This is a genomic window from Jiella mangrovi, assembly GCF_017815135.1.
Lineage (GTDB): Bacteria > Pseudomonadota > Alphaproteobacteria > Rhizobiales > Rhizobiaceae > Jiella > Jiella mangrovi.
Genome location: NZ_JAGJCF010000014.1, coordinates 87,826 through 101,763, shown reverse-complemented (window position 1 = coordinate 101,763; position 13,938 = coordinate 87,826). Strand labels below are relative to the sequence as shown.

The window sequence follows — 13,938 nt, the reverse complement described above, 5'->3', positions numbered from 1 at the left end:
CTGCCTACCGGCATCTCCCACACAAGGGGGGAGATCGGGACTATATCGAATGCCGGCCCCTGCATCGAACGATCGCCCTGGCGCCTGATCGCGCCACTTATCACTTTCATTGCCGGTGCGTTCTGCCCAAATGGGCATCGCCCGCCGAATTCAGCCCATCAAGGACCGACCATGGCCAAGCCCGATCTTCTGCAAATCTGCCCCTTCGCCGAGCCCGTCGAAAAGGCGCTGGCGGAAGACTTCACCCTGCATCGCTATTTCGAGGCCGAGGACAAGCCGGCGCTTCTGGAAAAGCTCGCCCCCACCACCCGCTTCGTCGCCACCGGAGGCCATCACGGCGCCACCCGCGAGATGATCGCGGCCCTGCCGAAGCTGGAAATCATCTCCTCCTTCGGCGTCGGCTACGACGCGGTGGATGTCGCGGCGGCGAAGGAGCATGGCGTCTCCGTCACCAACACGCCGGACGTGCTGAACGACTGTGTCGCCGAGACGACGCTCGCCCTGATGCTCGCCCTCTGCCACCGCGTGCCCCAGGCCGACGCCTATGTGCGCGCCGGCCGCTGGGAATCGGAAGGCACCTTCGGCCTGACCGACGAGCTCACCGGCACCCGCGTCGGCATCCTCGGCCTCGGGCGCATCGGCAAGACCATCGCCAAGCTCTGCCAGGCCTTCAACATGGAGGTGGTCTATCACGGCCGCTCGCGTCAGGAGCATCAGCCCTATCCCCACCATCCCGATCTCGAAGCCATGGCCCGTGACGTCGACTGGCTGGTGGCGATCGCGCCCGGAACCGAGGAGACCAAGGGCATCGTTAGCCGCAAAGTCATGGAGGCGCTCGGCCCCAAGGGCAAGCTCGTCAATATGGGCCGCGGCTCGCTGGTCGACGAAGCGGCGCTGATCGAACTTCTGGAGACGGACGCCCTCGGCGGCGCGGCCCTCGACGTCTTCGCCAACGAGCCGCACGTGCCGGAGCGCCTGCGGAAGCTCCAGAACGTCGTGCTCCTGCCCCATCAGGGCTCGGCCACCCACAAGACACGCGCCGCCATGGGCATGATGGTGGTGAAGAACCTCAAGGCGCATCTGAGGGGCGAGCCGCTGCTCAGCCCGGTGGTGTGAGGCGAGAGGCTGTGGTTGCGCCGGAATGCGGACAACAGTGCAATCTGGACCAACAGTACATGACAGTCTCGTCGAACGGCGCATATCGGGGGACTGCCCCGTGTTCTCGGGCCGTCCGGTTAGCCCGCGCCCTACTGGCTCGGGCCCCGTCCCGAGCATGTCGAGCGCCGATTAAGCTTCTGTTGTGTCGAACGTTTCTGGATTCTCGGGACGGGGCCCGAGAATGACGAAGCGTTGAACGAAACGCCTTCTCGATCGAGTCGTGGCGGGCCGTCGCGCATCGTGTCTTGCGCTATGATCTGGACCCGGATTGCAGCGATGACACCACGGCCATGACCGAGCCCCCCTTCGCCGGAATGGCCCAGGGCGTTTAGTGCCATGCCCGCTCGTCTGATCGGAAGCGGGCTAGACCAGGGATGGAAAGAAATAGACGATGGGAACCGCAGCGGCGAGGGCCAGCAGGAAGCTGCCGATCACCACCAGTGAAAGCTGCCGACCCGTCAGCCCCATACCCCAGCGCCCCCCAATGATCCCGACGGCCGCGAGATAGGTCAGGGAATTGACGAGAGGCTCCTCGATATCACCCAACTCCCCGATGACCAGCTGTACGATCGAAGCCAATCCAGCAGCGAGTGCGCCCTTCCACATCGGCGCAGCTGAAATGCGCGCACCGAGCGCACCTCCTGCAACACCGCCGACCAAGGTCGCAGCCAAGATCGCATACTCATTCATTCGAACCTCCTGCGCCGAGGGCAGTTGGCAGACCCAATCGGCGCGTTGCATGCAACACGGCCACGGTGCGACGATTTGGTAGCAAAACGCAACCGCAGAGAGGCTGGAAATTGGCTCCCGGCGGCGAACGGCTCCGCTTGCAGCAAGTTCAACTCCGCGCGGGGCTGCTTTGCGGTCTTTGCCGTGGTTCACAGAGGCGGTCCGCTTTCGGGCCTCGGCGCGTTCAAGCGGCACCGACCGGATCGTTGTCCAAGCCAGCATGGGCTGGAGCATCGGGGGCTAGCCACGATCCGCAAGCCCGACGGGGTGGAAATCTCTGGCACGCGACCGACGACGGCGAGACATTGCCGGTCTCTCGAGATGGCGGGAATGAGCTTTTCGGTCCGGGATTCTGGAGCCATTTTACGGCAGGCTAGACCCGCCGCTCCGCCCCGGCCCCATTCGCCAGGATGTCGCGGATTTCCTCCAGCAGCTTTTCCTCCCGCGGCACTTCGGCGACCGGCGCGGGCTTTTCCTCCTCCTTGCGCTTCAGCCGGTTCATCATCTTCACGACGAGAAACAGGATGAAGGCGACGATGAGAAAGTTGATCGTGAGGGTCACGAACCGGCCATAGGCGAAGACCGGTCCCTGCTTGCGCGCCTCCTCGAGGCCGGTGGCGGTGACGGCGCTGGAAAGCGCGACGAACTTGTTGGAAAAGTCGACGCCGCCGGTGATCACCGCGACCAGCGGCATGAACAGATCCGAGACGATCGAATTGACCAGGCCGGAAAAGGCCGCGCCGATGATGATGCCGATGGCAAGATCGACCATGTTGCCCTTCAGGGCGAATTCGCGGAATTCCTTGAGCATCTGCGGCTCCGTGCGGGATCGGTGAACGCACTATCTAGGCGCGGCAGGGCGCGTGTCGCGATGGTTTCGAGTGAAATCTTCCTCTCGTGCGAGAATGTCACGCGGCGATGCGACGAAGGTCAAACTATCACGGGCTTGAGCTTGGGGCTCGCCTTGTGACAAGTTTCTTCCACGGACCGCTTCGGTCCCTTGGGAGGAAATTCATGAGACATCTTTCGCGCCTTGCGGCGTCCGCCGTCATTGCCGGCTTGGCCTTCGCGCCCGCCAGCGCCTCGGCCCAGCAGTTCATCAACGTCCTGACCGGCGGAACGTCCGGCGTCTACTATCCGCTCGGCGTTGCGCTGGCCAAGGTCTATGGCGAGAACATCGACGGCGTGAAGACGCAGGTCCAGTCGACCAAGGCCTCGGTGGAGAACATCAAGCTCGTCACGCAAGGGCGCGGCGAGATCGGCTTTGCGCTCGGCGACAGCGTCAAGGCGGCGGCCGAAGGCAATGCCGAGGCGGGCTTTCCCGAAAAGGTCGAAAAGCTCAGGGCCATCGCCGCTATCTATCCGAACTACGTGCAGATCGTCGCCTCCAAGGATTCGGGCATCACCGATCTGGAAGGCCTGAAGGGCAAGGCTTTGTCCGTCGGCGCGCCGGCCTCCGGCACCGAGCTCAACGCCCGGGCGATTTTCCAGGCGGCGGGCATGAGCTATGACGATCTCGGCAAGACCGAATATCTGCCCTTCGCCGAATCCGTCGAGCTGATCAAGAACCGCCAGCTCGACGCGACGCTCCAGTCCGCCGGCCTCGGCGTTTCCTCGATCCGCGATCTGGCCGCCTCGCTGCCGATCACCGTCGTCGCCGTCCCCGCCGCGATCGCCGAGAAGCTCGGCGCACCGTTCCAGGCGGCCGAAATCCCCGCCGGCACCTATGACGGCCAGGACGCGGCCGTGCCGACGCTGGCGATCACCAACATCCTCGTCACCTCCTCCGACGTCGACGAGGAACTGGCCTATCAGATGACCAAGCAGCTCTTCGAGCACCTGCCCGACCTCGTCGCCGCCCACAATGCGGCAAAAGCCATCGACCCGAAGACGGCGGCCAAGAACCTGCCGGTGGCGCTGCATCCGGGCGCCGAGCGCTACTACAAGGAAGCCGGGCTTCTGTAACTCGATCGCGCGGGGATCGCCCCGCGCCGTCTCTGCAAAAAAGAGCGGGCCGGCGCCATCAGCTCCGGCCCTCGGACTTCGGAAAACGCCGACCAATGATCCTGCATAAGACGGGTGAAAACCGGCGCCCCCGAAAGAACGTTTCTCGGGGCGCCGGCGTGAAGCCTTTGCGGTGATCGAGCCTGCAACCGTCGGCGCAGGCCGAAAACCGGCGTCGCTGGCCTCAGGCGCTGCGCGCCTGCGGCATGCCGGCGATATAGCCGACCTGGGCCGCGTAGCGGTTCTTGAAGTTCTTGTCGATCAACGGCTCGAGCACGTCCTTGACCTTGTCGTGGAGCGGGCTCTCCCAGTCGCCGGGATGCTGGAAGTTGCTCATGATGTAGGTCCAGCCATTGACGTTGTCGACGGACTGGAGACCCGTCGATTCCGCGCCCGAGGGGGTCGAGAGCACACGCTTGCAGGTCTTGTCGTCGACATTGTAGGCCCACAGGAAGTTGTTGACGTGGAGGCCTGAATCCTCGCCGATGAACAGGGTGCGCATGTCTTCCGAGAACTTGATGTTGTCGGGATTGGCGACCTTGTCCGGATTGGCGAGATTGCCGAGGGCGTCGGGCTCGGCGAGATCCTCGCCGGTCACTTCGGCAATGCCGGCCATGTGCACCGGCACCCATTCGCTGTCGATCGCCTCGCCGCCCTCGTCTTTCTGGCCGTCCGTCAGGGTCAGCGCATAGACGGAGCCGGCCAGCGGACCCTCGACCTTGATGTCGCTGCTGCCGTCGATCATCGGACCCTTGATGTAGCTCATCGCCACATAGCCGATCTTGTCGGCGGCGTTGACCGTCGTGCCTTCCCATTTGGTGAAGCCGAGGCTCGCGCCCTTCAGCGCGGCATAGCGGTGGGTCTCGAGGAAGGCCGCGGCCTTCTCCATGCCCGGCTTCAGACGCACCCAGTTGTCCTTGCCGCCATAGGCGATCTTGGCGAAGCTGTCGTCGGAGGGATCCTCATAGGCGACGTCCATGATGTCGGTCGGCTTCAGCGTCTTGGCGAGGGTCTCGATCTCGTCGCTGGTGGCGTGGCCGAGCTTGATCCAGGTCAGATCGCCCGCGCCCGGGCCCTTGCCGGAGGTCTGGTGCCATTTGGCGACGTAGAGCGAGCCGGCGGACAGATCCTCCGGCCTGTCGGCGACGAACATGAAGGCGCCGCCATTGGTCATGTCGTCGCCCATCAGCACGGTGCGCGCATCGGGGCAGACCTGGATGAGTTCGTGCGAGATCCGGCCGACGCAGAAATGCTTGGTGATGGTGCCGCTGCCGTCGGCATTCACCCGCACCTCGGGGATGTGGTTGTAGAGATAGGGATTGGCCTTGGCCGGGTCCTTCACCGCCTCGGCATCGCCGTAGAGGTTCGTGATATAGGCGAGGAACGTCTCGTCGGAATCGGCCGAAAAGGCGTCGGTCGGGTATTCCTCGCTGGACAGATGGGTGTTCCAGGGCGAACGGCTGGCGCCGCAGGTGATCCACAGGCCGTGGGCGCCGGCGGTATCGACATTGGCGTAGCGCACGAGTTCCAGATGGCCGGTGTCGGGATCCTGATCGAGGGTCAGGACGGCGATCGGCGAGGGCAGACGGCCATACATGTCGTCCTTGGCGAGGTCCCGGCTGGTATATTCGAACTGCACGACGGCGAAGACCGGATTGCCCTTGACGCCGAGCGCCGCCTTGTCGACGCCCTCGATCGGCTGGAGCAGGGCCATGCCGTCCGGACAGTCGGAGAAGAACTGGCGCTTCTCGGCCGGGTCCGACAGGTCCATGATCGGCTGGCCGTGAATGTCGAAATAGCCGCCGGCAATGGTGGGCTTGCCATCGAGGTCGGGCACCTCGTCGCCGGTCTGGAAGAAGGCGTGGTAGGAGAGGTCGGAGATCTTCTTCGCCTTGTCCGGGCCCTCGAGGCTGAGCTTCGAGCCGACCGACACGCGGGCCATGGCGTCGGGATCGGCGAGGCCCGGCGCGCTCATGCCCTCGAACGATGCCGTGCCGGGCATGCCGGCGGCGGCCTCATGGGTCGCCGTTCCTTCGGCATGGGCGAGACGGGCGATCGGCAGAGCGACGAAAGCACCGCCGAGGACTTTCAGGGTGCTGCGACGCGAAAGCGCGAAATTCTCATTCATGGAGGTCATTCCTTCGAATGATTATTACGGATTCGTAATGTCGAATGACAATACTGAATAGAATTATTCCAAGGTCTTTGCAGTGCGATGACAGCCCACATCGTCGCGCAACCCTTTCAAATACAAGCAACTCCTCACTCGAACGAATTTGCCGAAGCAACCAGAAGGCGAATATTTGTTTTCGAGCGAGTTCGGTGCCGGCGAGGCAGCCGCGACGTCGAACGAAGCGACAACCTCGCGAACGACCCGGCAATCGAGCGCGCTCCGCCATGAAGCATGAAATGCCGATGCCGAGAGCCAGGACGGGCGGAAAGGTGCTATAGCGGGTCCGATCCACGCCACAGATCTGGATGCCCGTGCCTCCCGAACCCGATCTTCTTCGCCACTATGCCAGCCTGGCCGCCAAGGGCCGCGACGAGATGATCGCGCCGGAGGGCGTCTTGCGGCCGCATTATGAACCGCTGATGGCAAAACTCTCGGCGATGACGGAAGGTGAACTCGACCGGCGCTTTGCCTCGTCGCGGCAATATCTCTCCGAAGCCGGCGTCTTCCATCAGGTCTATGGCGAGGGAGCCGAGCAGAGCCACGAATGGCCGCTCGGCCATCCGGCGCTGGTCATCGACCGCGCCGAATGGCAGGCGCTGTCCGCCGGCCTCGTCCAGCGGGCGCGTTTCCTCGAAGCGCTTCTGGCCGATATCTACGGCGAAGGGCGAATGGTCGCCGAGGGCACCCTGCCCGGCATCCTCATCGGCCGGAACCCGGAATTCCTGCGGCCTCTGGCCGGCCAGGCGAACGGCAGCGCGCCGCTCCTGTCCTTCATCGCCATCGATCTCGGCAGAGGTCCGGACGGCCGCTGGTGGGTGCTGGGCGACCGCACGCAGGCGCCGTCTGGCGCCGGCTTCGCGCTGGAAAACCGGGTCGCGACCTCCAAGGCCTTTCCCGACATCACGAGAGCCCTCAATGTCGAGCGCCTCGCCGGCTTCTTTCGCCGGTTCCGCGAGATGCTGTTCGCGCTCGGTGGGCCTGAACGCTCCCGCATCGGCCTTTTGACGCCCGGCCCTCACAACGAGACCTATTACGAACACGCCTATCTCGCCCGCTATCTCGGCCTCCTCCTCCTCGAAGGCGGCGACCTCGTCGTCCATGGCGACCGTGCCGAGGTCAGGACCGTCGACGGCTTCCAGCCGATCAGCGTGTTGTGGCGAAGGCTCGATGCCGATTTCTGCGATCCGCTGGAGCTTTTCGGCGGCTCGCGGATCGGCACACCCGGCCTTTGCCGTGCCGTGCGCTCCGGGGCGCTCGCCGTCGTCAACGCGCTCGGCTCGGGCATTCTCGAAACCCCGGCGCTTCTGGCGTTTCAAAAGCCGCTGGCCGAGGCGCTCATCGGCGAAGAGCTGAAACTTCCGACGATCGCCACCTGGTGGTGTGGCCAGGAGAAGATCCGCCGCTTCGTCGCCGAAAACGCCGCCCGGCTGCAGCTCGGCCCGGCCTTTCCCGGCGCCCCGCCTTTCCCGGTGATGGGCGAAACCGCCACGCGGCAGGGGGAGGCGTCGATGGCCGTGCCGGCTTCGACCCGCGAGGGCGTCACCCTCGTCGGGCAGGAGATCGCCGCGCTCTCGACGACGCCGGTCTTCGGCAAGGACGGCCGGCTGGAGCCGCGCCCGGTCACGCTGCGCGCCTTCCTGATGCGCGACGAGGAGGGCTGGCACGTCATGCCCGGCGGCTTTGCGCGGGTGGCCGACTCCCGCGACGCGCGGGTGATCTCGATGCAGCGCGGCGGCGGCTCTATCGACGTGTGGATCCCCTCGCCCGCGCCTGCCGCAAAGCCGGTGACCCTGCTCGGGGCGAAGGGCGATCGCTTCTCGCGGCGGCTGCCGGGGGCGCTTCCGGCCCGTGCCGCCGACAATCTCTTCTGGCTCGGTCGCTATGCCGAACGCTGCGAGACGGCGGCGCGGCTGTTGCGGCTTCATGCCGCCCGCGCCGGCGAGGGCTGGAGCGAGGGCGAGCTCGAGGCGCGCGTCGCCCTCATCCTTTCAGATTGCGGCGTCGAGACCGAGGGCGGCAAGCCGCAGCGCGGCCTCCTTGCCCTGGCTAGGCAGGCGGCGGGCACCGCCTCGCGCATCCGCGAGCGCTTCTCGCCCGACGCCTGGCGCACGCTCAACGACGTCGTCGCGCTGATCCTCGACGCACTCGCCGAAGAGGACGAGGACGTCGTCGCCCTGACCAGCGCCGTCCTCACCCACATGTCGGGCTTTGCCGGCCTTGCCCACGAGAACATGTATCAGTTCACCGGCTGGCGCTTCATGCAGTGCGGCCGGGCGCTCGAACGCGGCCAGGCGACGGCGATGGTGGTCTCCTCCCTTCTCGCCGACGAGCCGCCGGCCGGCGCCCTGGAGGCGCTATTGGCCTTCACCGATTCCTCCGTCACCTATCGTCGGCGCTATTCCGTCGATCTGTCCGAGGAGACGGTGGTCGATCTTGCCGTGCTCGATCCGCTCAATCCGCGCTCCCTCGCCTTTCAGGTCAATCTCCTGGCGGATGTCATCTCGTCGCTTCCGGGCGTCCATCTCGGCCAATCGCCGGATCTTCTGCAGCGCCGTCTGGCAAGGCTCAAGGTGCGGCTGCAGACCGCCGACGGCACGGAGGTGGACACCGCTTTCCTCGACAGGGTTGTCGATGATCTCGCGCTGATCTCCGACCTCATCACCCAGCGCTATCTGTTGTCGAGCCCGCGGGCGGCGGCCGAATGGAGCGGGGGGCCGGAATGAAATACGACATCCGCCTGAAGATCGTCTACGAATATCGCTCCGCCGTCATCGACGCCCGCCATCTCCTGCGCGTGCGCCCGGTGAGCGACGCCGCGCAGACCGCGCGAAACGTCAGGGTCGTGATCGAGCCCCGAGCGGGCGAACATCAGCGCGATGGGGATTTCTTCGGCAACGACGTCGATACGATCGCCTTCTTCGTGCCGCAGACCGAGCTCTGCGTGGTGATGGAGGCGGTGGTGGCCGTACAGCGGGCCCGGCCCCGGCTCGAGACGACACCGGACATCGAGACACTCGCCAGCGATGCCCTTGCCACGCGCTCGGCAAACGGCGCCTCGCCGCTGCACCATCTCGGCCCCTCGCGCCGGATCGCGCCTTTTGCCGACCTCACCGCCTATGTCGCCGAAACTCTGGTCGAAGACGCTCGGCCGGCAGGCCTTGCCGTGATGGCGCTGACGAAGCGCATCCGCGAGGAGTTCGCCTATGATCCCGCCGCGACCAGCGTCGGCACCAGCGTCGCCGAGGCTTTCGCGCAAAAGCGCGGGGTCTGTCAGGATTTTTCCCATGTGATGATCGCGGGGCTGCGAGGCAACGGCATACCGGCCCGCTATGTCAGTGGATTTCTGCGCACCGAACCGCCGAAAGGCCAGCCGCGCCTCGAAGGCGCCGACGCCATGCATGCCTGGGTCGACGTCTGGCTCGGCGACGACGCCGGCTGGGTGGGCTTCGATCCGACCAACGGCATCGTGGCCGGCGACGATCACATCGTCGTCGCCGTCGGCCGGGACTATTCCGACGCCCTGCCGATCGCCGGCTCCTTCGTGACGGCCGGCCCGCAGAAGACCGACCATTTCGTCGACGTCATTCCGATCGGATGAGCCCAGTCCGCCTTCAGAGCGCCCTGCGCCCTGAAGGACCCAACGGGCACGACAGTCTCGTCGAGCGGCGCATATCGAGGGCCCGGCACTTCGAGATCAGGCGCTCGGTTTCATCGCACTCGTCATGCTCGGGCCCCGTCCCGAGCATCCAGTTCGTCAGTTAAGTATTTGTTTCATTGGGATTTTCTTGATTCTCGGGACGGGGCCCGAGAATGACGAAGCTTCGAAGCGTGCGCCTTCCCGATCAAGCCGTGGCCGGCGCTCGGGCGTCGTGTGGTGCACCATGATTGGACGCAGAAAGGACGCTCTGAGTGTCCGAATCTCCAGACCGTGCTTTTCAGAAAATCGATGCCGGTTTTCGGGCCGATGCCGCACGCCTCGCCGTCCGCGTCGAGCGGCATCCGGCTCGCATCCGGCTCAATGCGCCATGAAGACCGGGATCTCGGCTTTCGCCAGGATCTGGCTGGTCGCCCCGCCAAAGATCATCTGCCGGAGGCGACTCTGGGTATAGGCGCCCTTGAGCAGGAGATCGCAACCGAGCGCCGCAGCTTCCGCCAGGATGGCGTCGCCGGAGCGGATGCCGCCGGATGCGATCAGCTTCAGATCGACCGGCACGCCGCTGAGGGCGAGGCGGCGCTGGACCAGCGCGCCCGACGGCTGATCGCCGAGGCCGCCATCGTCGGCCAGCACGATCACCCGTTTGGCGGCCCTCAGCAACGGCCGGGCGAAGGCAATCGTGCGGGCGGTCTCGCTCGAGCCGTTCCAGGCGACGACGATGGTCTCGCCGAAGCCCTTCTCGACCGGATGCGGCGGCGCGATCAGGATCGGGCCACCGCTTTCGAACAGGGCGGATTCGAGCGTCGTGATGGAAGCGCCTTCGGGTCTCGGCCGGCAGACGACCGTCAGATCGAAGGCCCGGCCATAGGCGCCGAGAAATCCGTCGCCGGCCATCTGCTTGTCGTTCCAGGCCCAGGACGCCCTGCCCGACGACGCCGCACTCGCTTCGAAATCGGAGGACGGCGCAGCGCCCGCCTCGGCCGGCGCCGGCTCCAGCGCCACATCCTCCTCCGACATCAGCCGGGCGACGAGTTGCCTTGCGTCGTCGCGAATGCGGCGATGGTCGAGATCGGCGCCATTCATGATGGCAACGCCCGCCGGGTCCCAGGTGAGATTGACAAGGGGCGGCATCTGCAGGGCGAATGTCTCGATACGGCCCGAAAACCGGCGCGCCACCTCGGCGGCCATCCTCAGGGCATGTTCGCTGTCGGCATGAGTTTCCGCCGGCACCAGGATCGCTTTCATCTAGCCTCGCTTTTCCCCTCGACGGGTCGCGTCCCGACCCTTCCGCGAGCCCCTACCATGATCCCAAACCTCGACGCGTGGCAACCACGCCGAAATTGTGCTTCCCGGCAGTGGCGCGGAGAGACCGCAGACGATGCCGGAACGCCGTCAGCCGCGACCGCAGGGGCGAGTAACGCCTGGAAACGCCCTGCCGAACGTGTCGCCGCATCGCCGTCGCGAGGCCGGGATCGGCCGCGCGGATCGGCAATGACGCGGGGCAATTGCCCTTCACCAAGGCTCCGGCTAGTGTCCTTCTCCACGCGCACCTTGGGAGGGGTCGGCCCCGTATGAACGATCAGGCAACGCGGCAAGGCGGTCGAAACCCCGACGATCCGGCGGGCGACATGGCCATGGACGAGGAACGGGCCGAGCTGCACGATCCGCTTGCCTCGACTTTCCCCAGCTCCATGGAAGGCCGCATCCTCTTTCTGATCGCGATCGCCTTTTCCACCTTCCAGCTTCTCACCGCCGCCCATCTGTGGGATCTGCCGAGCCAGATCGTGCGGGCCGTCCATGTCGGATTCCTGTGCCTGCTCGGCCTGCCGCTCGTCGCCGCGCTCAGGAACGAGCCGAAGGCGTCGCGGGCGCTGTTCTGGCTGCTCGGTCTTCTCGGCATGGCGGTCGCCTTCTACCAGTGGTGGGAATACAAGGCGCTGATCTTCCGCGCCGGCTCGCCGCTTTTCGCCGACACCGTCGTCGGGGTCGTCGCCCTCGCCGTCCTGTTCGTCGCCACCTGGCGCATCATGGGGCCGGCCCTGCCGATCATCGCCGGACTGTTTCTCGGCTATTGCCTTTACGGCGAATACCTCCCCTCGCCCTTCGTCACCCGCGGCTACGACTTTTCTCAGGTGATCGACCACATGGCCTTCGGCACCGAGGGCATTTACGGCATTCCGACCTACGTCTCCTCCTCCTACATCTTCCTGTTCATCCTGTTCGGCTCGTTCCTCGAACGCGCCGGGATGATCACGCTGTTCACCGACGTCGCGCTCGGCCTCGTCGGCGGCGCCAGAGGCGGGGCGGCCAAGGTCGCGGTGTTCTCTTCGGGTCTGATGGGCACGATCTCGGGCTCGGGCGTCGCCAATGTCGTCACCACCGGCCAGTTCACCATTCCCCTGATGAAGCGCTTCGGCTACCGGGCGGAGTTCGCCGGCGGGGTCGAGGCCACCGCCTCCATGGGCGGGCAGATCATGCCGCCGGTGATGGGCGCCGTCGCCTTCATCATGGCCGAGACGCTGGACGTCGCCTATGCCGAGGTGGTGACCGCCGCCGTCATCCCGGCCGTCCTCTACTTCGCCTCCGTGTTCTGGATGGTGCATCTGGAAGCCGGCAAACGAAATCTTCTCGGGCTCGCGAAGGAAGAGCTGCCCTCCGCATGGGGCGCGCTGAAGACCGGCTGGTATCTGATCCTGCCGCTCGCCGTCCTCGTCTGGCTGCTCTTTGCCGGCTACACCCCGCTTTATGCCGGCACGATCGGCCTTGCGCTCACCGCCCTTCTCATTCTCGGCGCGCCGCTGGCGATGAAGATGCCGGGACTGGCGGTCCGCGTCGTGTTCTGGGTCCTGCTCGGCTTTGCCGCGGCGGCCTTCTTCGAATACGGCATGCTCCCGATCCTCGTGGCGCTCGTCATCCTCGTCGCCGCCTGCGCGTTCTTCAAGGGCGGCCGCGAGACGCTGATCGCCGTGCGCGATGCGCTCGCCGACGGCGCCAAGACGGCGCTTCCCGTCGGCATCGCCTGCGCCATCGTCGGCATCATCGTCGGCACGATGACGCTGACCGGCGTCGCCAACACCTTCGGTCAATTCATCGTCTCGGTCGGCGACACCTCGCTGTTCCTGTCGCTGGTCCTGACGATGATCACCTGCCTGATCCTCGGCATGGGCATTCCGACCATCCCGAACTACATCATCACCTCCTCGATCGCCGGCCCGGCGCTTCTGGCGCTGGGCGTGCCGCTGATCGTCAGCCACATGTTCGTCTTCTATTTCGGTATCCTCGCCGATCTGACGCCCCCCGTCGCGCTCGCCTGTTTCGCCGCCGCGCCGATCGCCAAGGCGCCGGGCTTGAGGATTTCATTCGAGGCGATCAAGGTCGCACTGGCCGGTTTCGTCATTCCCTTCATGGCGGTCTACACGCCGGCCCTGATGCTGCAGGACGGCGGTCCGCTCGCAGCCGAAATCGGCTACGTCCCCGCCGTCGTCTACATCGTCTTCAAGGCCTGCCTCGCAATCGGCCTGTGGGGGTCCGCCGCCATCGGCTTTCTCGTCGCGCCGATGCCATGGTGGCAGCGGCTCGGCGCCGCCGCCGCGGCCTTCACCCTGATCGCCGCCCTGCCCCTGACCGACGAGATCGGCTTTGCGGTGGCCGCCGCGGTCATCGGCCTTCATCTTTACGGCCGCAGGAAGGGCGCTCGGAGCGAGGGCGAACGGACATCACGGCCGACGCAGACGAGCCCGGCGCCGCGTTCGCCGGCATGATCTGCATCCTCTCGGCCGGCAAGGCGATCACCCTGGCAGCCACCGCCTTCACACTGTCCTGGACCCATTCGGTCGAAAAGACCCGCTGGGAAGAGCATTGGCTCGCCGGGCCGAAGGGGCTGACCGTCACCGAAGGACGGATCGAGGGCTCGGGGGCCGGGATGGAGCCGCCGGAAAACGCACGGCTTGTCGATGGCGCCTATGTCTACGAGCTGTCCCGCCCGCCGGTCCCCGAGCTCATCCTCGCCGCGTCGGGCGCAACGGGGGGTGGCTGGCGGCTCTGTGCAGCAGGCTCGCCCTGCCTCACCCTCGGGAAGGCCGCGAGCGATCCCATCCACGTCAGCTGGTGCGATGCGCGACTGCCGGACGCCGGCCACCGAAGAGCGCCCACATCCCCGTGATCGCTCGCGGTTCGCCCGCGTCCAAGGGTGGACTCGGAGGCCTTAGACCCTTAGAAT

General features: G+C 65.9%; 10 protein-coding genes. 6 read left to right on the top strand and 4 right to left on the bottom strand.

Going from position 1 to position 13,938, the window contains the following annotated elements; genetic code table 11:
- The first annotated feature begins 171 nt into the window (after positions 1–171).
- Positions 172–1,116 (top strand): 2-hydroxyacid dehydrogenase, encoded by a 945-nt coding sequence (locus tag J6595_RS16610; RefSeq protein WP_209595700.1) that lies wholly within the window; start codon positions 172–174, stop codon positions 1,114–1,116.
- Positions 1,117–1,521: 405 nt separating this feature from the next.
- Here the strand turns inward: J6595_RS16610 and J6595_RS16605 are convergent, their stop codons facing one another.
- Both J6595_RS16605 and mscL read right to left on the bottom strand, forming a co-directional pair.
- Positions 1,522–1,848, bottom strand: coding sequence for a hypothetical protein (locus tag J6595_RS16605; protein WP_209595699.1), 327 nt, complete (start codon positions 1,846–1,848; stop codon positions 1,522–1,524).
- Between the two features lie 412 nt (positions 1,849–2,260).
- Entirely contained in the window at positions 2,261–2,698 is a 438-nt protein-coding gene (mscL, locus tag J6595_RS16600; RefSeq protein WP_209595698.1) for a large conductance mechanosensitive channel protein MscL, read from the bottom strand.
- A 203-nt stretch (positions 2,699–2,901) separates the two neighbouring features.
- Here mscL and J6595_RS16595 point away from each other — a divergent pair, with 203 nt between their 5' ends.
- Positions 2,902–3,852, top strand: coding sequence for a TAXI family TRAP transporter solute-binding subunit (locus J6595_RS16595; RefSeq protein ID WP_209595697.1), 951 nt, complete (start codon positions 2,902–2,904; stop codon positions 3,850–3,852).
- A gap of 223 nt (positions 3,853–4,075) precedes the next feature.
- Here J6595_RS16595 and J6595_RS16590 read toward each other — a convergent pair whose 3' ends face one another.
- Positions 4,076–6,019 (bottom strand): PhoX family protein, encoded by a 1,944-nt coding sequence (locus tag J6595_RS16590; RefSeq protein WP_209595696.1) that lies wholly within the window; start codon positions 6,017–6,019, stop codon positions 4,076–4,078.
- Positions 6,020–6,369: 350 nt separating this feature from the next.
- Between J6595_RS16590 and J6595_RS16585 the strand changes: the two genes are divergently transcribed.
- Together J6595_RS16585 and J6595_RS16580 are read left to right on the top strand one after the other, a co-directional pair.
- On the top strand, positions 6,370–8,787 hold the full coding sequence (locus tag J6595_RS16585) for a circularly permuted type 2 ATP-grasp protein (RefSeq protein WP_245198595.1): 2,418 nt from the start codon (positions 6,370–6,372) through the stop codon (positions 8,785–8,787).
- Entirely contained in the window at positions 8,784–9,662 is an 879-nt protein-coding gene (locus tag J6595_RS16580; protein ID WP_209595695.1) for a transglutaminase family protein, read from the top strand. The genes J6595_RS16585 and J6595_RS16580 overlap by 4 nt, the downstream gene beginning before the upstream one ends.
- Positions 9,663–10,079: 417 nt before the next feature.
- Here J6595_RS16580 and J6595_RS16575 read toward each other — a convergent pair whose 3' ends face one another.
- A complete protein-coding gene (locus J6595_RS16575; protein ID WP_209595694.1) occupies positions 10,080–10,964 on the bottom strand; it encodes a universal stress protein in 885 nt (294 codons plus the stop codon).
- A gap of 383 nt (positions 10,965–11,347) precedes the next feature.
- Between J6595_RS16575 and J6595_RS16570 the strand changes: the two genes are divergently transcribed.
- Both J6595_RS16570 and J6595_RS16565 read left to right on the top strand, forming a co-directional pair.
- On the top strand, positions 11,348–13,480 hold the full coding sequence (locus J6595_RS16570; RefSeq protein ID WP_209595785.1) for a TRAP transporter permease: 2,133 nt from the start codon (positions 11,348–11,350) through the stop codon (positions 13,478–13,480).
- Positions 13,477–13,881, top strand: a complete 405-nt coding sequence (locus tag J6595_RS16565) for a DUF1850 domain-containing protein (protein ID WP_209595693.1) — start codon at positions 13,477–13,479, stop codon at positions 13,879–13,881. Before J6595_RS16570 ends, J6595_RS16565 begins: the two co-directional genes overlap by 4 nt.
- Positions 13,882–13,938: the final 57 nt, after the last annotated feature.

What these genes read in the sequence shown, in the direction of transcription:
- J6595_RS16610 (WP_209595700.1), top strand. Translation starts at nt 172, where the DNA reads ATGGCCAAGCCCGATCTTCTGCAAATCTGCCCCTTCGCCGAGCCCGTC.
- J6595_RS16605 (WP_209595699.1), bottom strand. Translation starts at nt 1,848, where the DNA reads ATGAATGAGTATGCGATCTTGGCTGCGACCTTGGTCGGCGGTGTTGCA.
- mscL (WP_209595698.1), bottom strand. Translation starts at nt 2,698, where the DNA reads ATGCTCAAGGAATTCCGCGAATTCGCCCTGAAGGGCAACATGGTCGAT.
- J6595_RS16595 (WP_209595697.1), top strand. Translation starts at nt 2,902, where the DNA reads ATGAGACATCTTTCGCGCCTTGCGGCGTCCGCCGTCATTGCCGGCTTG.
- J6595_RS16590 (WP_209595696.1), bottom strand. Translation starts at nt 6,019, where the DNA reads ATGAATGAGAATTTCGCGCTTTCGCGTCGCAGCACCCTGAAAGTCCTC.
- J6595_RS16585 (WP_245198595.1), top strand. Translation starts at nt 6,370, where the DNA reads ATGCCCGTGCCTCCCGAACCCGATCTTCTTCGCCACTATGCCAGCCTG.
- J6595_RS16580 (WP_209595695.1), top strand. Translation starts at nt 8,784, where the DNA reads ATGAAATACGACATCCGCCTGAAGATCGTCTACGAATATCGCTCCGCC.
- J6595_RS16575 (WP_209595694.1), bottom strand. Translation starts at nt 10,964, where the DNA reads ATGAAAGCGATCCTGGTGCCGGCGGAAACTCATGCCGACAGCGAACAT.
- J6595_RS16570 (WP_209595785.1), top strand. Translation starts at nt 11,348, where the DNA reads ATGGCCATGGACGAGGAACGGGCCGAGCTGCACGATCCGCTTGCCTCG.
- J6595_RS16565 (WP_209595693.1), top strand. Translation starts at nt 13,477, where the DNA reads ATGATCTGCATCCTCTCGGCCGGCAAGGCGATCACCCTGGCAGCCACC.